Raw genomic sequence first — 19,434 nt, forward strand, 5'->3', positions numbered from 1 at the left:
AAAACCGCACAAACAGGCCCCTCTCGGCAGATTTGTTTTGCAAATCGCCTGACGGACAATTGGAACACATGGCTGCTTCTGACAAATGCAGAAACCTGATCAAAATGTATTGCTATGCAAGAGCCATCCACACAAAATATTCGCCGCACACCAGAATGCGGGCGAAATCGGTTCATTGGGGGCGCCTGATCGGGCAGCTGAGTATTTGGCTTGGCCGACGTTAGTGTGGGACTGTGCTACCGTCCAGCATTCCGGAACAGCAGGCCTCAAGAACTGAAAAGGTGCAGCTTCTGGCTGGCATATTGAAAGTATATGCTGCCAGCATTTATCGCCGGTCCTGCTCTAACAATACCAACTCGATTTCTTGAGCCTTAACGTATGAATGCCTATCGTTGGCAGCGATTGAGCCTTCCAAGATGACTCTGTCTCGGTCAATTGGAACCCCATCATACATCGTTACTTGCACCGTCGCTGCGGGGCAAAAGATTGGCGTTTTCTCTGGTGAATTGATGGGTATTTGGCGAAGCGGCACCGAAAAGCCGGTTGCCTTTGTTCAAAGCCAAGCGGGGCCAAGTTGGCCAAGTCCGTCTGGCGAATCCCCTTCTATTACCCAACAGAAAAACTCGGATTTAATTCCGCCGCACTGCAGCGCCGTTAGCGCTTAAGATGTGATCACACGACCAGAGCCAGTGATCACAAATTAATAAAAACTCACCAATTGCGCCAAAAAACCGCGCCTCTGCGGCGGGCTGGCGCGTGACAGGCCCGTAAAAAACATTAAAACAGATGCAAGGGAACGAAAAGGACATCATCATGGCCGACGTGAACCGAGGCAACCGCCCGCTTTCGCCGCACTTGCAAATTTACCGTCCGCAGCTGACATCAATCACCTCGATCCTCACCCGTGTCACGGGCAACGCTTTGATCGTTGCCGTGATCCTTGGGGTTTGGTGGTTGCTCGCTGCCGCGACATCCCCAGAATACTATGCCATCGTGAACGGCATCGTCACCTCATGGTTCGGCGATCTGATCTTCACTTTGTCTGCATGGGCTATCTGGTACCACTATCTTGCCGGTCTGCGGCATCTGTATTTCGACGCTGGCAAAGGTCTTGATATCAAGACTGCTGAAAACCTTGGCTGGATCATCGTGATCGCTTCGGTTTTGCTGGCTTTGTTCACCGTTATCGTGGTCTGAGGAGGCTAACATGGGTTTTCTGACTGATCGTAAACGGGCAGTGGGGCGCGGCGCGTCGCATACAGGCACCGAACATCATTGGTTTATGCAAGTGACGTCTGTCGGCCTCGCTATACTTATCCCGACCTTTATCTTTTACTTTGGCAGCGCTCTGGGCAGCACGCACGACGAAGTGCTTGCTACTTTCTCGCGTCCGTTTCCTGCGATTTTGACCGCTTTGGTTCTGGTTGTTGGTCTGCAGCACTTTAACAAAGGTGCGCAGATGATGATCGAGGATTACTTGCAAGGGTCAGCCCGCAAGGCTGCCATCATCTTTACGATCTGCCTGAGCTATACGCTGATGGGCACTGGCTTGTTCGCGCTGGCCAAGATCGCGCTGTGAGGAACCAAAGACATGGCTGAATATGAATATGAAACCCATGACTATGATGTCGTGGTGGTTGGTGCTGGCGGCGCGGGTCTGCGCGCAACGCTCGGCATGGCCGAGCAGGGTCTGCGCACCGCCTGCGTGACCAAAGTGTTCCCGACCCGCTCGCACACTGTTGCAGCGCAGGGCGGCATTGCTGCTTCGCTGTCGAACATGGGGCCGGATAACTGGCAGTGGCATATGTATGACACTGTTAAGGGGTCTGATTGGCTTGGTGATACCGATGCGATGGAATATCTGGCCCGTGAAGCGCCCAAAGCGGTTTATGAGCTAGAGCACTATGGTGTGCCATTCTCGCGCACCGAAGAAGGCAAGATTTACCAGCGCCCGTTCGGCGGTCACACCACCGAATTCGGCGAAGGCCCCCCAGTGCAACGGACATGTGCGGCGGCTGACCGGACTGGTCACGCGATCTTGCACACGCTTTATGGCCAGTCTCTAAAGAACAACGCGGAATTCTACATTGAATACTTCGCACTTGATCTTCTGATGGAAGACGGTGTTTGCAAAGGCGTGCTGTGCTGGAAACTCGACGACGGAACATTCCACGTCTTTAACGCAAAGACAGTTGTTCTCGCGACCGGCGGTTATGGCCGCGCCTACTTCTCGGCGACGTCTGCCCATACCTGCACCGGCGACGGTGGCGGCATGGTGGCACGTGCAGGTCTACCGATGCAGGACATGGAATTTGTGCAATTCCATCCAACCGGCATCTATGGTTCCGGCTGCCTGATCACTGAAGGCGCACGCGGCGAAGGCGGTTATCTTACCAACTCCGAAGGCGAGCGTTTCATGGAGCGTTACGCACCGACCTACAAAGATCTCGCACCGCGTGATTATGTTTCACGTTCGATGACGATGGAAATCCGTGAAGGCCGCGGTGTTGGCGCAGAAGGTGATCACATTCACCTGAACCTGTCACACCTGCCTGCCGAAGCGCTGGCCGAGCGACTGCCTGGCATTTCGGAATCTGCGAAAATTTTTGCTGGCGTCGATGTCACCAAAGAGCCGATCCCGGTAATCCCAACTGTTCACTATAACATGGGCGGCATTCCAACCAACTATTGGGGCGAAGTGCTGAACCCGACTGCGGATGATGCCAACGCGATTGTTCCCGGCCTGATGGCTGTGGGCGAAGCAGGCTGTGCATCTGTCCATGGTGCGAACCGTCTTGGCTCGAACTCGCTGATCGACCTTGTGGTCTTTGGTCGTGCCTCTGCGATCCGCGCCGGTCAAGTGATTGACCGTGATAGTGCTATTCCGACCGCTCCAAAAGCAGAAATCGACAAAGCCTTTGACCGCTTTGATGGGCTGCGCAACGCGACGGGAGCGATCCCGACTGCTGACCTGCGTCTTGATATGCAAAAGACCATGCAGCGCGACGCTGCGGTTTTCCGCACTGCCAAGACAATGGCCGAAGGCGTTACTGCAATGACCGAGATTGCTGGCAAGCTGGATGATCTCAAAGTGACTGACCGCTCCTTGGTTTGGAACTCGGATCTGATGGAAACATTGGAATTGACCAACCTGATGCCCAACGCATTGGCGACAATCGTTGGTGCCGAGGCCCGCAAAGAAAGCCGCGGCGCGCATGCGCACGAGGACTTCTCAACGCGTGACGATGAAAACTGGCGTGTTCACACCATCAGCCGCATTGATGGCAATAAGGTCGAGCTGTCACATCGTCCGGTTGTCAAAGATCCGCTGACCACTGAGGAACAAGGTGGCATCTCGGTTGCGACGATTGCTCCGAAAGCTCGGACGTTCTGATGCGTTTATTGGCAAGCGCGGCGTGTATTTTTGGGCTGGTAGGTTGTGCCAGCACTCCGGGGGCGGACTATATTCTGTCCCTGAGTGCTGACACGCAGTTTGAAGCACTCCGGGCTTGTCATCAGGAACTTGGTATTCAAGCTCCTCTTAACGCTCAACGGCTTGATTTGAATGATGGGCGTGTGTCGATATTCGCGGCCGACGGTGGCGGACTGACACTCAGTGATGCACGTGCAATCAATCGCTGCGCACAGCAACGCTTGCTTGCCAATCAATCGTCCAACTCCGGCCATGCCAGCGTTGCACCGCAGCCCAATACGGCGATCGACTATCGCGCCGAATTGGAAACGCAAGCTGTGCCTCGTCAGCAATATCGCTCCGCGTATTGCCCTGCTGCAGCACCCGTATTGTACGGAGGGACACAGATATGTCGTTGATCCGTTTGCTCCCTATAGCGCTGATCTTGGCGGGCTGTTCCCAACAAGCACAAGACACCGTTGCGCGCGAAGCTGCGCGCAACGCCATCACCCCGGTTATTCAGGATAAATTTCCTGGCATCCCAGTGGAACCGGCTGTGAATTGCGTCGTCGACAATGCCAACTCAACGCAAATTGGCGCGTTGGCCCTTGACGCTGTGACCGGTCCAACCCAATCCACCGTGGAAATTGTAACCCAGATCGTCTCCAAGCCCGAGACCCTCACATGCCTGACAGACGAAGGTCTGCCGGCGCTGCTTCGATAGGAGAGAGACATGGTCCAACTGACCCTCCCCAAGAACTCGACCATTCGTACGGGTAAAACTTGGCCCAAGCCCGAAGGGGCGACCAATGTTCGTCAGTTCCAGATTTATCGCTGGAACCCGGATGATGGTAAAAACCCGCAGGTTGATACCTACTTTATTGACATGGACAGCTGCGGTCCGATGATTTTGGACGCGCTGATCAAAATCAAGAACGACGTTGACCCGACCCTGACCTTCCGCCGGTCCTGCCGTGAAGGGATTTGTGGGTCCTGTGCGATGAACGTCGACGGGATCAACACGCTGGCCTGTATCTACGGCCTCGACGAAGTTCAAAAAGACGTGGTCAAAATCTATCCGCTGCCGCATATGCCAGTGGTCAAGGATCTTATCCCTGACCTGACGCATTTTTATGCGCAGCACGCCAGCACCATGCCGTGGCTGGAGACCAAGACCAACCGCCCTGCCAAAGAGTGGAAGCAGTCAATTGACGATCGCAAAAAGCTGGATGGTTTGTACGAGTGCGTGATGTGTGCTTGCTGCTCGACCTCGTGCCCCAGCTATTGGTGGAACGGCGATCGTTACCTAGGCCCAGCCGCGTTGCTGCATGCCTATCGCTGGATCATTGACAGCCGCGATGAGGCAACCGGAGAGCGTTTGGACGATCTTGAAGATCCTTTCAAGCTGTACCGCTGCCACACAATCATGAACTGCGCCAAGACTTGCCCCAAAGGGTTGAACCCGGCAAAGGCAATCGCGGAAATCAAAAAGATGATGATTGAACGCCACGTCTAAGACGTTTCGACATTGAAAATGCAAAGACCCCGGAGTGCGAGAGCGTTTCGGGGTCTTTGTTTTGGCGGGGTGTGAAACTCCCAAAAGCGACCTGGAAGATGCATCAGTCAGGTTCATATGCGCAAATCGCAATGCCCCCTTGTGAAATTGTCTGCTGCAATCTGGCAGTGTGATCCCTACCTTGATTGACAGGGAAGAGATGCCAATTATTGAAAGGCAACCCAATGGCACAGCAGGAAAAAACCAAGGCGCAGCAGGCGCTTGAAGCGCTTGAACAAGCATGGGCTTATTATACGCCAGAGCCGCGTCTGGTCTCGACTAGTCCTATCTATGAGGACATTCCGCTAGCCGCTTGATCCCGATACCACTCACGCAACGACGGGCCGTGCCAATTTGGTGCGGCCTTTCGGTTGTGGGGGAGCCGCGAAGCGCGATAAAGGTGACGTCATGTATCTGCTTCCACTCTTTGTCGTCGGCATTGTGCTGTATGGGTTGCGTGCCAATCGCAGCACCCGCGATTGCCGTTGGAGAGAGCGGCGGGGGGACATTGAAAGCACTTGGACGTGTTTGCAATGTGGTGCTCAGACGACTGGACCCAAGGGAACACAGCCGAAAACTTGTTTGCGCGGCTAAAGGCTTGCCAAATGGCGATGGTCAGCGTTTCCTACCGGAGAAAACAGGAGAGTGTGATGACCACAGCCCCATCTGATGCAGATGCCCGCCGGGCCGTTGCTCCGGTAATTTGCTATCCAAACTCTAGCCTGCCAAAACCCGATATGGCGCTTTTTCAGCGTGTTTTGGGCGCGGCGACAGTGGTTGATACGCGTTTTGCCGCGCCAAGAGACGCCTGTACATTCGAAGTTCCTGCTGGTGGTTTTTTCAGAATTACCAGTGTTGAAGGCCCGCAAGTTGGGGATCTAAATCTTTGGAACGCTCACGATCTAACTGAGCGGTTCTATTCCGGTAAAACCCGGGCGCTGCACGGAACCCATGTGACCACCGGAGAGAGGCTTTGGTCATCCTTTCCCCATTTGCGACCCTTGGCAACGATCGTGCAAGACAGTCTTGAATGGTACGGGATCGATGAATTCGGGGGATCGGTTCATGATGTAATTGGCACACGCTGCGATCCCTATACGGGCAACCTATTGGCTGGGTCGCAGTATCACCATTGTTGCCACTCTAACCTAACGCGGGCATTGGCAGCGCATTTAGGTGTCTCTGCGCAAGAAGCCGAGTCGCATGTGCATGATGTGCTTAATGTCTTTATGTGCACCGGATTTACGCGTGACACAGGCCAGTATTTTATGAAGTCCAGTCCCGTCCGCCCTGATGATAGTCTGACATTTTTTGCCGAAGTACCAATACTGGGCGCTCTTAGCGCTTGCCCGGGCGGGGACTGCTCTTCGGAACACAGCTCTGATGAGGCGGCCTGCTATCCGCTCAAAGTCGAAGTGCTTGTTGCTGAAGCTGGGAACCTGCAAGGGTGGTCGAGCCCGCCGAAGAACGGATACGATCAAAGTCACGGGCTTTAGGTTGGGAAAGGGCGGAGTCCGCCCTAACCCTTGGGTTCTATGTGCTGGGAAAGGCTGCTTCCAAAGCGATTTCCACCATGTCCCCGAAAGAGGTTTCACGGTCAGCTGATGGCAGCGCTTCGCCGGTTTTCAAGTGGTCGGATACGGTCAAAACCGCCAATGCTCGAACGCCATAACGCGCCGCGAGAATGTAGAGCTCAGCGGCTTCCATCTCAACACCAAGGGTGCCGTGACGCTCCATTTCATTGGTCAGATCCGGACGTTCGTCATAGAAAACGTCGGATGAGTATATGCCGCCAACATGATAAGAAACACCGCGCGACTTTGCCGAAGCGACTGCAGTTTCAAGAAGGCTATAATCCGCGCAGGGAGCATAGTTTAGTTCTTTGAAAATACCGCGTGACGGCGTCGATACGGTCGAAGCTGTCATCGCAATGATCACATCGCGAAGTTTCACCGAATCCTGCATTCCGCCGCAAGACCCAATACGAATAAGCGTTTTGGCTCTATAGTCGCGGATCAGCTCATTGGCGTAAATAGACAGGGACGGCATTCCCATGCCCGACCCATGGATCGTCACCCGATTGCCGCGCCACGTGCCAGTAAAGCCAAGCATACCGCGGACTTTGTTCACGCATACAACGTCGCTGAGAAACTTGTTGGCTGCCCATTCGGCACGATAAGGGTCGCCGGGTAGCAACACTGTTTCTGCAATTTGGCCTTGTTCAGCCCCGATATGAACGGTCACTTTAGATTTCCAGATCTTCGACGGTTTTGCCGGAGTTCAGTGCTTCGATCACCCAATTCGGTTTGCGGCCACGACCTGTCCAAGTTTGGGACGCATTGTCTGGATTCGCATATTTAGGAGCACCTTTTGTGGTCTTGCCGCCAGTCGCCAGGATTTCGTCCAATGAATAGCCAAATTCTTTGACGGCTTTTTCAGCGGCCAGTTTTGCTTCCGCTTTACGGCGGATATCGACTGATTTCAGCGCCTTGGTGGCGTCCGAAATCAATTTGGTCAACTCGTCGCGCGACATGTTTTCCAGATTGATTTGCATTTTATTCTCCCATTTCTGTGGGCACCTAAGTCAATAATTATTAAAAAAATGACAAGATGGATATTTGTGTCAATGAAAAACAGGCGCAAAAAGGAAAAGGCCGATCAATCAGGTGATGAACGGCCTTTTCATTCTGTGACTCGAATGGGTGACAGATCTGGAGGATCTTATTCTGCTGCAGTCTTTTCTGGGTCAACCAATGAAACGATATCGCGCATAATGGTATTCAGTTCGAAATCCTTCGGGGTGTAAACACGGGCGACACCCATCGCACGCAAACGTTCGGCGTCTTCGTCGGGAATAATCCCGCCAACGGTCACTGGAATGTGCCCAAGGTCCGCGTCTTGCATGCGTTTCATAACGTCTTCGACCAGTGGAATGTGGCTTCCCGATAGGATTGAAAGGCCAACCACATGAACGCCCTCGCGGGCGGCTTCGACAATTTGCTCAGGTGTCAGGCGAATACCTTCGTAGTCGATTTCCATTCCGCAGTCGCGGGCGCGGAAGGCAATTTGTTCTGCTCCGTTTGAATGGCCGTCCAATCCGGGTTTGCCGACCAAAAAGCGCAGCCTCTTGCCCAATTTGTCAGAGACAAGATCGACGGCTGAACGGATGTCTTCTAAGCCTTCGGTTTTGTTGCTGACAGATTGGGAAACGCCTGTTGGGCCGCGGTATTCTCCATGCACAGCGCGCATTTGCGACGCCCATTCACCCGTGGTGACGCCGACTTTGGCGCATGCGATTGAAGCAGGCATAATGTTTTCGCCGGCCACCGAAGCTGCACGCAAAGTGGCCAAGGCGCTTTGGACAGCATCGTTGTCTCGGGCGGATCGCCACTCGGCAAGGCGGGAAATCTGTTCTTGCTCAACTGCTGGATCGACGACCATGATGCCGCCGTCTTCGCCAACCAATGGAGAGGGCTCGCCCTCAGTCCATTTGTTGACGCCAACCACAATTGTTTCATTGCGTTCAATACGGCTCAGGCGGTCCGCATTGGATTCAACCAAACGGCCTTTCATATAGTCGATTGACCCAATCGCTCCGCTCATTGAATCAATATTGGCAAGCTCGGCTCGCGCACCATCCTTGAGCGCTTCGACTTTCCGGTCCACAGCCGGATTTCCTTCGAAAAGGTCTTCGTATTCCAAAAGATCGGTTTCATAGGCCAGAATTTGTTGCATACGCATCGACCATTGCTGATCCCAAGGGCGCGGAAGGCCCAATGCTTCGTTCCAAGCAGGCAATTGCACTGCACGAGCGCGCGCGTTTTTCGAAAGGGTGACCGCAAGCATTTCGATCAAAATTCGATATACGTTGTTTTCGGGTTGTTGTTCGGTAAGCCCAAGCGAGTTTACCTGCACGCCATACCGGAACCGTCGGAATTTAGGGTTTTCGACGCCGTATCGCGTCAACAGGATTTCGTCCCAAAGATCGACGAAGGCCCGCATTTTGCACATTTCAGTGACAAACCGGATACCCGCATTGACGAAAAACGAAATACGTCCGCAAAGAGCAGGGAAATCTTCTTCGGCAACCCGGGGTTTCAATTCGTCCAGCACGGCAATTGCAGTGGCAAGGGCGAACGACAACTCTTGCTCCGGCGTCGCACCCGCTTCTTGCAAGTGATAGGAACACACGTTCATCGGGTTCCATTTAGGCACATGTTTATAGCAATACTCTGCTACATCGCCGATCATCTTGAGACTGGGCTTGGGCGGGCAGATATAGGTGCCGCGCGACAAGTATTCTTTAATAAGGTCGTTTTGAACGGTGCCCTGAAGCTTGGAGACATCTGCGCCTTGTTCTTCGGCGGCGGCGATGTAAAGCGACAAAAGCCATGGAGCCGTGGCGTTGATCGTCATTGAGGTGTTCATTTGCTCAAGCGGAATATCCGCGAACAAGGTTCGCATGTCACCCAGATGACAGACCGGAACGCCAACCTTGCCGACTTCGCCCCGTGCCAGAATATGGTCGCTATCATATCCGGTTTGGGTCGGTAGGTCGAAGGCTACCGAAAGTCCAGTTTGCCCTTTGGCCAAGTTGTTGCGGTACAGGGCGTTGGATGCCTCGGCCGTGGAGTGGCCAGCATAGGTGCGGATAAGCCATGGGCGGTCGCGCTGTGTTTCGGTCTCGGTCATCGGGGCCTCCGGTGGCTTGAATCAATCATGCAATCTTCTTGCGTTCAGCGATGGATACGCGAAATATTATGTCGCGTCAATTCGCTGCAACGCAGCTGTGCAGGTGCAGAATAATCGTGTTTTTGCAGGGCTGGCAGTGGGTATTCTGACGCAACAGGCCGCAATTCCCGCAAAAGCAGCGATTCTGCGATGCGGCGCTCCGGTTTGTGAACTTGATTGCGCGTCGGTGGCCTGTCACGCTCATGCCTATGACGACGCCCGTAACCCTGCCGCTTTGGTTGTTTTTGTTGATCCTGCTTTTTGCGGCGGTCACCTTTGCCTCGCATTTTTTGTTCCCGTCGGTGAGGTGGTTCTTTCGACGGCGGATGCAGCGGGCTGTCAATCGTCTGAACAAAAGGTTGCAAAGGCCGATCGAACCTTTTCGCCTTTTGCGCCGCTACGACTTGATTCAGAGGCTGGTCTACGATCCTGAAGTGACACGGGCGATTGTTGAAAACGCCCGCGAAACAGGGGATCGCGAAGATGTGGTTTTCCAGCGCGCCCGCACATATGCGGGTGAAATTGTGCCCTCCTTTTCAGCGTTCGCTTATTTTGGTTGGGGGGTGCGCGGCGCGCGGATCTTGTCCAACGCATTGTACCGGGTCCGGGTGGGGCGTCATGATCCGGCAACACTTGCCACTATAGATCCCGAAGCGACGGTGGTCTTTGTGATGAATCACCGGTCAAACATGGATTATGTTTTGGTAACCCACTTGGTCGCCAACAGATCGGCCTTATCATACGCGGTGGGGGAATGGGCGCAGGTTTGGCCTTTGTCGCAATTGATCCGGTCAATGGGGGCTTATTTCATCCGGCGAAAGTCGCGTGATGGCCTGTATCGCAAAGTATTAAGGCAATATGTAGGAATGGCGACACGCGGGGGCGTGACCCAGGCGATCTTTCCTGAAGGAGGGCTTAGTCTGGATGGGGCGTTGGCACCCGCGCGATTGGGCCTGCTGAGTTATATGACGGGGGCGGTGGATCTGAACGAGCGCGATGTCATCTTCATTCCTGTTGGCCTAAACTATGATCGTGTTCTGGAAGACCGCATTTTGATAGAGGCGGAGCAGGGCGAGGGACGCCGTTTTAACGCCAAGATATCGACGGTCATGGCCGCGCTGTCCAAGCAGGTTTGGCTGCGCCTGACGGGGCGATTCCATCGGTTTGGCTATGCTGCCGTTGGGTTCGGTGATCCGGTGTCCTTGCGGGAGAACGCAGAGCTTTTGGCAAATCCGCAGGATCTGGCTGATACGCTGATGGCGCGCGTCTCGGCAGTTGTTCCGGTGTTGCCAGTCCCGTTGGTGGCGTATGTGTTGCTGGAAGGTGCCCACAGTATACCAACCTTGCAAGCCTCGTTTGACGCCGCAGCCCGCAAATTGGACAAAGCCCATGTTTATGTTCCGCGCGATGATCCGTCCTATACCGTAGAAGTTGGACTGCGTGCGTTGGTCGAGCGCGGTCTGGTTCAAGAAAACGACGGGGTGGTTTCGGTTTCGCCCGGTTCGGAACCTGTTGTCAGATTTTATGCAAACTCCATCCGGCATTTGTTTTGATTGGGTTTTCTGCGTCTGCGAGGGGAATTCTGCATCTGCTCGGTTATAAAATTACAAAATATGCAGTTGCTGTGGTTGCATTGTTGCGCGGGCTTGGGTATTTCCAAGGTCAAGCCCCGCGATTCTGCACTGCAGAGGGGAAGTAGTTAACCTTTGGACGACAGGAGGCCATCATGGCTTTGGATCAAGAGACCGGCATCGCCCAGTACGACGCACCCGAAAAAGACCTGTATGAAATTGGGGAAATGCCCCCGATGGGTTATGTTCCCAAGAAAATGTATGCTTGGGCCATCCGCCGTGACCGCCATGGTGAACCCCTTCAGTCTTTCCAGCAAGAAGTGGTCGACACTTGGGTTGTAGACAGCCACGAAGTGTTGGTTCTCGTTATGGCGGCCGGTGTAAACTATAATGGTGTTTGGGCCGGTCTTGGTCAGCCAATCAGCCCGTTTGACGTGCATAAGCAGGACTTTCACATCGCTGGTTCCGACTGTTCCGGTATCGTTTGGGCTGTTGGCGACAAAGTAAAGAACTGGAAAGTTGGCGACGAAGTTGTGGTTCACTGTAACCAAGACGACGGCGACGACGAAGAGTGCAACGGCGGCGACCCCATGTTTTCGCCCACTCAGCGGATTTGGGGCTATGAAACCGGCGACGGATCGTTTTCTCAGTTCACACGGGTTCAAGCACAGCAGTTGATGCCGCGCCCCAAGCATCTGACGTGGGAAGAAAGCGCCTGCTATACGCTGACACTGGCCACAGCCTATCGCATGCTCTTCGGTCACCACCCACACGAACTTAAGCCAGGTCAGAACGTTCTGGTTTGGGGCGCGTCGGGCGGATTGGGATCCTATGCGATCCAGCTGGCGAACACAGCCGGCGCTAACGCAATTGGCGTCATTTCAGACGAGAGCAAGCGCGATTTTGTTCTGAGCCAAGGTGCCAAGGGTGTTATCAACCGCAAAGACTTTGATTGCTGGGGTCAGCTGCCCACGGTGAATAGCCCCGAGTATAACGCGTGGCTTAAAGAAGCCCGCAAGTTCGGCAAAGCGATCTGGGAAATCACTGGTAAAGGTGTGAGCGTCGACATGGTGTTCGAACACCCGGGCGAGGCAACCTTCCCTGTGTCCACTTTGATCGTGAAAAAGGGTGGCATGGTTGTGATCTGCGCCGGTACATCCGGTTTCAACACGACCTTTGACGTGCGTTACATGTGGATGCACCAGAAGCGTTTGCAGGGCTCGCACTTTGCGAACCTGAAGCAGGCCGCATCTGCCAACCGTCTGATGTGCGAGCGTCGCCTTGACCCCTGCATGTCCGAAGTCTTCCCTTGGGCTGAAATTCCAGAAGCCCATATGAAGATGCTGCGCAACGAGCACAAGCCCGGCAATATGTCCGTTCTTGTACAGGCACCCACAACCGGATTGCGTACTTTGGAAGACGCACTGGAAGCCCGCAGCTAAGCACACTTCCTTCGACAGTTCTGAAACGCCCGCGAATCACCCATTTGGGTCGCGGGCGTTTTGCTGTGCTGAGTGCGCAAATTTAAAACAATCACTTGGCGAAACGCCCCCTCGCAGTTTCTGGGGAGTAGGATTCCGTGAATATTAACCGTGATGAGGTCATGCTAGGGTTGATTTAATGGATCATTAACCTGCTATAAGGGAAAACGGATATGGGACAAGATTGGATACTCGACGTACTGACCGACCTGAAAACATTTGCGCGTGCCAATGGAATGCCATCCCTCGCCGCGCAACTGGATGATGCAACATTTGTTGCTCAGGCCGAGCTTGCGTCTCTCGCCGAGGAAAACGGGGTTGGGATTTTTGGACAAGGTGCCACGGCTGGAAGCTCTGATCGAACGATTGGAATCCGCTGAGGGATTAGAAGACCTTCAAAATGTGATCGAAGAGCTGCGCGACAGCTTTGGTGTCGATCATATGATTTACCATTGGGTAAATAGCAAAGGCGATCAATACGGGTGTGGTACGTACGACTTGGAATGGGTCAACCGATATGTCCAAAAGGGGTATCTAAGGGTTGATCCGGTAATTGTTGGGTGTTTTCAACGCTTCCACCCCGTTGATTGGAAACGCTTCGACTGGTCAAGCAAAGCCGCACGCGCCTTCATGCAAGACGCTATCGAGCACGGAGTTGGCAATCAGGGCTATTCTATCCCGATACGGGGCCCCAACGGTCAATTCGCCCACTTTACGTTAAGCCACAATTGCAACGACGAGGACTGGCAAACGTTTACAGACAAAAACCGCCGCGATCTGATCTTGATTTCGCATAGCTTTAACCAAAAAGCCTTGGAATTTCAGCCGGGCAGAACGCCAGAATCTTCTCAATCCTTGTCCCCACGTGAGATTGAGGCAATGACACTACTGGCAACCGGATTGAGCAGGGCGCAAGCTGCGGATCAACTGTCCATATCGGAGCATACGCTTCGGGTTTACGTTGAAAGCGCCCGTCATAAACTGGGCGCCTTGAATACAACACATGCAGTCGCGCGGGCCTTAAACCGCGGGCTGATTGTCATATGATCTGACGCGCTGGTAATTTTTCGTTTACCACGGCGCGCGGTTGGTTTGTGTCCCGTTAACCGGGAAATCCCAAAGTAGTCCCATCAAGTTCACGAGGGGCTACACCATGATCCGTTACATTTACGCTGAAGATCTTCACAATTTCCCGAAACTGGCGCGCACCATGTTTCAAGACCGCGCCATGCAGTTCAAGACCCGCCATGACTGGGATGTCACCGTGGATCAGGACGGTTTCGAGCGTGATGAATATGACCGAGAAAACCCCCTTTATATAATCTGGGAAAACGCTGATGGCAGCCATGGTGGCTCTTTGCGTCTGATGCCAACCGTAGGCAAGACCATGGTCAACGACCACTTTTTGAACCTGACTGACGGCGTTCGTATCGAAAGCCCTTTGATCTGGGAATGCACACGGTTTTGCCTTGCAAAAGGGGCTCGCCCCGGTGTTGCAGCGGCCTTGATGCTTGCGGGCGGCGAGGTGATGAAAGAATTCGGCGTTGACCATTTTGTCGGAGTTATCTTCGCCCATATGGTGCGTGTGTTCCGTCGGATCGGATCGACTCCAGAGGTGTTGGGCACCGAAGGTGAGGGCCGCGAGGCAATTAGCGTGGCGATTTGGGAGTTTACCGAAGAAACCCAAGCGGCCGTTGCCAAAGCGGCTGGTGTTACCCCAGAGCTATCCAAGCGTTGGTTTGAACTGTCTTTTGGCACTCCGGCCCGCATGGACAGCATGCCCAACCCGTTTTTGGCCTTTGCAGACCAAGCGGCCTAGTTGATCGACAGTAACGAGTGCCCCTCAAAAGGGCGTGCGGCCGGATCTCTGCACGTCGCTTTAACCACCGCTTGCGGCAATCAGGCTCGCTTTCAACTGGCACCGGGGCTTGCGTCCAGATAGGGTGCGTCCATGACCGCGCCAGCTATTGTTTTCTCCGAAGATCAAGCCCTTGCTCATGACCGCGTTGCGCAGATGTTGCGCGATGCCGGAGTGGATTTGGACGACGGAATTTGCCTTCCGGCCAGCGATGGCCCCAGTCAGGTGATGGCCCTTATGGGCAAGGCCGGCAGTGGCAAGACACTGCTTTTGGCTGAATTGGTGAAATCCTTGGAAGCAGCTGGCGTTGAAATCGTCTCTGGCGATTTTGAATCCAAGCGGCGCAAAGAAAAGCGTTCGCTTGCGGTGCTGGCTCCGACCAACAAAGCCGCCTTTGTTTTGCGAACGCGCGGCGTGCCCGCCACCACAATTCACCGTATTTTGTACACGCCGGTTTACGATCCCGAATATGAACGGGTCGCTGAATGGTTGATGGGCAACGACGAAAAACCCGAAATCGAAGGTTTGCATATCGAAGCTTTGGATCGGGCCAAAGCCACATATGATCTCCATAAATCGATTCCGGCTGCATTGGCTGCCGCGGGTCTAAAGGGATCGGACTTTATCACCGGATGGAAACGGCGCGAAGAACCGTTGGACATTGGGTTCGTTGACGAATCTTCGATGCTGGATGATCGGCAGTTCGAAGACCTCAAAGAGATCTTTCCGAATCTATTATTGTTTGGGGATCCCGCGCAGCTGCCACCGGTCAATCAGTCCGGCGAAATGGTGTTTGAGAAGCTGCCCGCTGATCAAAGGATGGAATTGCACCGCATCCATCGCCAGCAGGCGGACAACCCGATTCTTGATCTGGCGCATGCTTTGGCTGATCCTCAGCTTAGTTTTGACGATTTCGAACGCATGATCGAAGAGGCATCCCGCAAAGATGATCGCGTGGTCTATGCGCAAAGGGTCGAAGTCGATTTGATGGCCCGCTCGCCCGTCTTGGTATGGCGCAATGCGACGCGAATTCGCCTAATCAATGCGTTTAGGGCTGTGCATGGCGCACCCGACACTGAACTTTTGCCCGGTGAACCCTTGATCTGCGACGGCATTGAGCTGCCGTTAAAGCATCGTAAAAAGCGTCTCGATCTTGAGGCGCGCGGTCTGATCAAAGGCGCGCAGGTTGTTTACCTTGGGCCAGGGCGCAAACCCGGATTTTCACGTCTTCATGTGATGGGTGCGATTGAGCCGCAAGTGTCGGCGGCATCAATTGTGAAGATCGAAAAACCTGAGGAAGCAGAACCCTTTATCCCTTTTGCCGCGCGGATGGGGGCAACGTTTTTGCACGGGGCTGCGGTCACGATTCACAAGTCGCAGGGCAGTCAATGGAGCGATGTGCAGGTCTTTGCGCCTGATCTGTATGCGGCTGCGCGGATGGGGCGATCAGAGGCCGGACAGCCCCTCTGGAAACGCCTTGCCTATGTTGCAATCACCCGCGCGTCAGAGCGTCTGTATTGGGTTGTACGCAACCGTCTATCGAAACCGACCGGCGTTTTGCGAGTAGATGATTTGGGCGGAACTCCAGCACCCTTGGCACTGGAGCCCCAAAGCGAGCTCGACGGGTTATAGCGCGACGATTTGCTTGCCGGTGTTGCCGCCCTTAAGCATCGAAATGAAGGCTTCGGGGGCTGCTGCCAACCCCTGTGCAACATCTTCTAAATACTTTATTTCCCCTGACAAAACTTTCGGGGCGACCTCTGCAAGGAACGCCGGGTAGTCATCCCAGTGGTCAAAGATGATAAGGCCCGACACATGTAGGCGCTTGACGAGAATAGAGCGCCACATACTCGGCAAACGGTCTTGCGATTCCTCGGCTCCGCCGTACCAGGAAATCATGCCGCACACAGGAATGCGCCCACCGACATTCATCAAAGGCATGACGGCCTCAAGCACCTTACCGGCGACGTTTTCCCAATAAATATCAACGCCATCGGGTGCGACATCTGCCAGGGCATTGCGCAACGCACCTGCGTCTTCATAGGCGCGATGATCAAGCGCCTCGTCAAACCCGAACTGTTCTTTTGCGATAGCGCATTTTTCTGCCCCGCCGGCGATGGCGATGGTGCGCAGGCCAGCTGCCTTTGCCAACTGTCCGACCATTGCCCCAACGGGGCCAGTTGCTGCGGCAATGACCAGTGTTTCACCTGCTTGTGGCCGGCAATATTTGCGCAATCCGGTCCATGCGGTAAAGCCCGGCATACCCAAGACCCCCAAAGCCAAAGACGGCTTGAGGTTGGTATCAAGCTTACGGGCCTCGGTTGCCTTGAGGGCTGCATGGCTGGCCCAGCCGGTCATTCCGGTCGCCAGATCTCCGACCTCGAATCCGGCTGCGTTTGAGGCAATCACCCGGCCAACCCCTTGGCCTGTCATCGTTTCCCCCAGATTAACCGATGGCGCATAGCTTTTGACGTCGTCCATGCGGCCACGCATATAGGGATCGAGTGAGAGATGGCTGACCTCGACTACGATCTCACCTTGGCTGGGCTGCGGGATCGGTCCTGTGGTCAGCGCGAAATCCTGCGGAACCGGTGCGCCGCTTGGGCGCCGTGCCAATGTGATGCTTTGCATATCGGACATAAAGTCCCCCTACGTCATTTTTGTGGTTTGCGTGGAATACAGGTTGCGCGATGCACCCCAATTTTGCCACTCTGTCTAAAGAGATAGCAGATGGCAGGGGAGGGCTGGATGCAAGGCAAGATGATGCAAATGCCGCTACGTATTATTGATATCCTTCAATACGCGAGCGAAGTTCACCCGGATGGAGAAGTCGTTTCGGCGCGTGTCGAAGGCGATATTCATCGCGAAACCTATGTTCAGGCCTTTGAGCGCAGTGCGCAATTGGCTCATGGTCTAAAGGGGCTTGGGATCGGCGATGGTGACCGCGTTGCGACGCTGGCTTGGAACGGGTACCGTCATTTCGAACTGTATTACGCGATATCGGGCATGGGGGCGGTGTGCCATACCATCAACCCGCGCCTGTCGGCGGAACAGATGCTCTATATCATCGGCCATGCCGAGGATCAGATCCTGTTTACCGATCTGACATTTGTGCCAATTCTAGAAGCGCTGGCAGATCAACTGCCGTCGGGCCTCAAGTTCGTAGCGATGACTGATCGGGCTCATATGCCCGAGAGCAAGCTAGACCTGTTGTGCTATGAGGAACTGTTGGACGGGCAACCTCTTCGCTATGACTGGCCTCTGATCGATGAAAATGAGGCGTCGGGTTTGTGCTACACGTCGGGCACCACCGGCCATCCCAAAGGGGCACTATATTCGCACCGCTCGACTGTTTTACATGCCTTGATGTCGGCGGTTTCAGTACCGAAATCCTTGAACGAAGGGGCGCGGATTCTTCCTGTGGTGCCGATGTTCCACGTTAATTCTTGGGGGTTGCCATACTCGGCACCGCTCACTGGGGCGTCTCTGATCATGCCGGGGCCGCATCTGGATGGGGCTTCGCTGTTTGACCTGATGGAGAATGAGCTTGTGACCGCCAGCTGGGGTGTCCCAACTGTCTGGATGGGCCTGCGCGCGGAAATGGCAGCGCGGGATGCGGTTCCAGCTAGTTTGACACAGCTGGTCGTCGGGGGATCGGCCGCCGCGCGTGAAATGATTGAGTTTTTCGAAGGCAAAGGTATCGATGTCTGCCATGCATGGGGCATGACCGAGATGAGCCCGCTTGGCACACAAGCGCAGGTCTCCAAATCGATGCAAGATCTGCCCAAAGATGTTCAGATCGACTACAAGAGCAAGCAGGGGCGTCGTGTATTCGGCGTCGATCTGAAGATCGTCGATGAGGAGGGCAAACGTCTTCCGCATGATGGCGAAGCCGTAGGGGAGCTGTTTGTTCGCGGCAATGCGGTTGTATCGGGCTATTTCAACAACGAAGAAGCCTCGGCCGCCGCCATGGATGCCGAAGGATGGTTTGGCACTGGCGACGTTGCCCACATCGACAAACAAGGGTTCCTAAGCCTGCAGGATCGGTCCAAGGATCTGATCAAATCCGGCGGCGAATGGATCAGTTCTATCGATCTGGAAAATATCGCGTTGGGGCACCCCAAGGTCTCCAATTGCGCTGTGATCGCCATTGCGCATCCGAAATGGGAAGAACGCCCTTTGTTGGTGGTTGTTCCGGCTGATCCTGCAGATCCGCCTGTGCTGTCAGAATTGCATGACATGATGTTGGAGCATGTGGCGCGTTGGCAATTGCCAGATGACATGGTTTTTGCAGAGGCTTTGCCACTGACGGCAACAGGCAAAGTGTCCAAGCTGACCTTGCGCAAAACCTATGGCGACCATGTGTTGCCTGATGCCGCCGGATGATCGTTGACGATCTGCGGGCCTTGCCCGAACAACTGTCGGACTGGGTGTTGTTGGATGCGGCAAAGGTCAAAGCCTTTGCCGATTCAACCGAAGATTGGCAGTTCATTCACCTGGATGACGCGCGCGCTGCGGCTGAAACGCCGTTTGGCGGCGCAATTGCCCATGGGTTTTTGACGCTCTCCCTGCTGTCGATGATGTCCTATCAGATTATGCCAAAGTTCCCCGGCCTGCGGGCCAGTATTAACTACGGCTTTGATCGCATTCGCTTTGTGTCGCCGGTACGGGTTGGTGCGCGGGTACGTGGACGTTTTGCCGTGGCTTCCGTTGACGAAGGTGATGGCTGGCTTGGCGTTCACTGGGACGTCACCATTGAAATAGAAGACAGCGCTCGCCCGGCTTTGGCGGCGCAGTGGATTACCCGTCTGGAATTGGAGACATAA

Annotated in this window: 20 protein-coding genes; 16 read left to right on the plus strand and 4 right to left on the minus strand. The window is 54.5% G+C overall.

What is annotated here, in order from left to right; all coding sequences use genetic code 11:
* The first annotated feature begins 813 nt into the window (after positions 1 to 813).
* From sdhC to C8N36_RS19000, 8 genes are all read left to right on the plus strand, one after another.
* Positions 814 to 1,197, plus strand: coding sequence for a succinate dehydrogenase, cytochrome b556 subunit (gene sdhC / locus C8N36_RS18965; protein WP_097803795.1), 384 nt, complete (start codon positions 814 to 816; stop codon positions 1,195 to 1,197).
* Between the two features lie 10 nt (positions 1,198 to 1,207).
* Positions 1,208 to 1,579 (plus strand): succinate dehydrogenase, hydrophobic membrane anchor protein, encoded by a 372-nt coding sequence (sdhD, locus tag C8N36_RS18970; RefSeq protein WP_097803519.1) that lies wholly within the window; start codon positions 1,208 to 1,210, stop codon positions 1,577 to 1,579.
* A gap of 12 nt (positions 1,580 to 1,591) precedes the next feature.
* On the plus strand, positions 1,592 to 3,394 hold the full coding sequence (gene sdhA / locus C8N36_RS18975) for a succinate dehydrogenase flavoprotein subunit (RefSeq protein ID WP_097803518.1): 1,803 nt from the start codon (positions 1,592 to 1,594) through the stop codon (positions 3,392 to 3,394).
* Positions 3,394 to 3,831 (plus strand): hypothetical protein, encoded by a 438-nt coding sequence (locus C8N36_RS18980; protein ID WP_097803517.1) that lies wholly within the window; start codon positions 3,394 to 3,396, stop codon positions 3,829 to 3,831. Before sdhA ends, C8N36_RS18980 begins: the two co-directional genes overlap by 1 nt.
* Positions 3,822 to 4,136 (plus strand): hypothetical protein, encoded by a 315-nt coding sequence (locus C8N36_RS18985; protein WP_097803516.1) that lies wholly within the window; start codon positions 3,822 to 3,824, stop codon positions 4,134 to 4,136. Before C8N36_RS18980 ends, C8N36_RS18985 begins: the two co-directional genes overlap by 10 nt.
* Positions 4,137 to 4,145: 9 nt before the next feature.
* Positions 4,146 to 4,928, plus strand: a complete 783-nt coding sequence (locus C8N36_RS18990; RefSeq protein ID WP_097803515.1) for a succinate dehydrogenase iron-sulfur subunit — start codon at positions 4,146 to 4,148, stop codon at positions 4,926 to 4,928.
* Positions 4,929 to 5,152: 224 nt separating this feature from the next.
* The gene (locus tag C8N36_RS24700) at positions 5,153 to 5,284 is read left to right on the plus strand and encodes a hypothetical protein (RefSeq protein WP_255253602.1); all 132 of its coding nucleotides are present in this window, start codon (positions 5,153 to 5,155) and stop codon (positions 5,282 to 5,284) included.
* Positions 5,285 to 5,617: 333 nt separating this feature from the next.
* Positions 5,618 to 6,463, plus strand: coding sequence for an urea carboxylase-associated family protein (locus C8N36_RS19000; RefSeq protein WP_097803514.1), 846 nt, complete (start codon positions 5,618 to 5,620; stop codon positions 6,461 to 6,463).
* Between the two features lie 37 nt (positions 6,464 to 6,500).
* On the opposite strand, the gene deoD is transcribed toward C8N36_RS19000, so the two are convergent.
* From deoD to C8N36_RS19015, 3 genes are all read right to left on the minus strand, one after another.
* Positions 6,501 to 7,211 carry a purine-nucleoside phosphorylase gene (gene deoD, locus C8N36_RS19005; RefSeq protein WP_097803513.1) on the minus strand — a complete coding sequence of 237 codons (711 nt, stop codon included), beginning with the start codon at positions 7,209 to 7,211 and terminating at the stop codon, positions 6,501 to 6,503.
* A gap of 1 nt (position 7,212) precedes the next feature.
* Positions 7,213 to 7,521, minus strand: a complete 309-nt coding sequence (locus tag C8N36_RS19010; protein ID WP_097803512.1) for an H-NS histone family protein — start codon at positions 7,519 to 7,521, stop codon at positions 7,213 to 7,215.
* 167 nt (positions 7,522 to 7,688) lie between these two features.
* On the minus strand, positions 7,689 to 9,659 hold the full coding sequence (locus tag C8N36_RS19015; RefSeq protein WP_097803511.1) for a protein meaA: 1,971 nt from the start codon (positions 9,657 to 9,659) through the stop codon (positions 7,689 to 7,691).
* Between the two features lie 248 nt (positions 9,660 to 9,907).
* Here C8N36_RS19015 and C8N36_RS19020 point away from each other — a divergent pair, with 248 nt between their 5' ends.
* The 6 genes from C8N36_RS19020 to C8N36_RS19040 all read left to right on the plus strand — a co-directional run bounded on the left by C8N36_RS19020 (position 9,908) and on the right by C8N36_RS19040 (position 16,240).
* Positions 9,908 to 11,251, plus strand: coding sequence for a 1-acyl-sn-glycerol-3-phosphate acyltransferase (locus C8N36_RS19020; protein ID WP_097803510.1), 1,344 nt, complete (start codon positions 9,908 to 9,910; stop codon positions 11,249 to 11,251).
* A gap of 173 nt (positions 11,252 to 11,424) precedes the next feature.
* Complete coding sequence (gene ccrA / locus C8N36_RS19025; RefSeq protein WP_097803509.1) at positions 11,425 to 12,711, plus strand: crotonyl-CoA carboxylase/reductase; 1,287 nt, start codon at positions 11,425 to 11,427, stop codon at positions 12,709 to 12,711.
* Between the two features lie 212 nt (positions 12,712 to 12,923).
* Entirely contained in the window at positions 12,924 to 13,130 is a 207-nt protein-coding gene (locus tag C8N36_RS23995) for a hypothetical protein (protein ID WP_141467970.1), read from the plus strand.
* Positions 13,069 to 13,797: a helix-turn-helix transcriptional regulator gene (locus C8N36_RS19030; protein WP_170125924.1), complete on the plus strand. Its 729-nt coding sequence runs from the start codon at positions 13,069 to 13,071 to the stop codon at positions 13,795 to 13,797. The genes C8N36_RS23995 and C8N36_RS19030 overlap by 62 nt, the downstream gene beginning before the upstream one ends.
* Before the next feature lie 106 nt (positions 13,798 to 13,903).
* The gene (locus C8N36_RS19035) at positions 13,904 to 14,569 is read left to right on the plus strand and encodes an acyl-homoserine-lactone synthase (RefSeq protein ID WP_097803507.1); all 666 of its coding nucleotides are present in this window, start codon (positions 13,904 to 13,906) and stop codon (positions 14,567 to 14,569) included.
* Positions 14,570 to 14,701: 132 nt separating this feature from the next.
* On the plus strand, positions 14,702 to 16,240 hold the full coding sequence (locus C8N36_RS19040) for an ATP-dependent DNA helicase (RefSeq protein WP_097803506.1): 1,539 nt from the start codon (positions 14,702 to 14,704) through the stop codon (positions 16,238 to 16,240).
* On the opposite strand, the gene C8N36_RS19045 is transcribed toward C8N36_RS19040, so the two are convergent.
* Complete coding sequence (locus tag C8N36_RS19045; RefSeq protein ID WP_097803505.1) at positions 16,235 to 17,248, minus strand: NADP-dependent oxidoreductase; 1,014 nt, start codon at positions 17,246 to 17,248, stop codon at positions 16,235 to 16,237. The two genes, C8N36_RS19040 and C8N36_RS19045, sit on opposite strands and share 6 nt — an antisense overlap.
* 129 nt (positions 17,249 to 17,377) lie before the next feature.
* On the opposite strand from C8N36_RS19045, the gene C8N36_RS19050 reads away from it, so the two are divergent.
* Both C8N36_RS19050 and C8N36_RS19055 read left to right on the plus strand, forming a co-directional pair.
* Positions 17,378 to 18,994 (plus strand): long-chain-fatty-acid--CoA ligase, encoded by a 1,617-nt coding sequence (locus C8N36_RS19050; protein ID WP_370739137.1) that lies wholly within the window; start codon positions 17,378 to 17,380, stop codon positions 18,992 to 18,994.
* A complete protein-coding gene (locus C8N36_RS19055) occupies positions 18,991 to 19,434 on the plus strand; it encodes a MaoC family dehydratase (RefSeq protein WP_097803504.1) in 444 nt (147 codons plus the stop codon). The genes C8N36_RS19050 and C8N36_RS19055 overlap by 4 nt, the downstream gene beginning before the upstream one ends.

Source organism: Pelagimonas varians (genome assembly GCF_003208435.1).
Classification (GTDB): domain Bacteria; phylum Pseudomonadota; class Alphaproteobacteria; order Rhodobacterales; family Rhodobacteraceae; genus Pelagimonas; species Pelagimonas varians.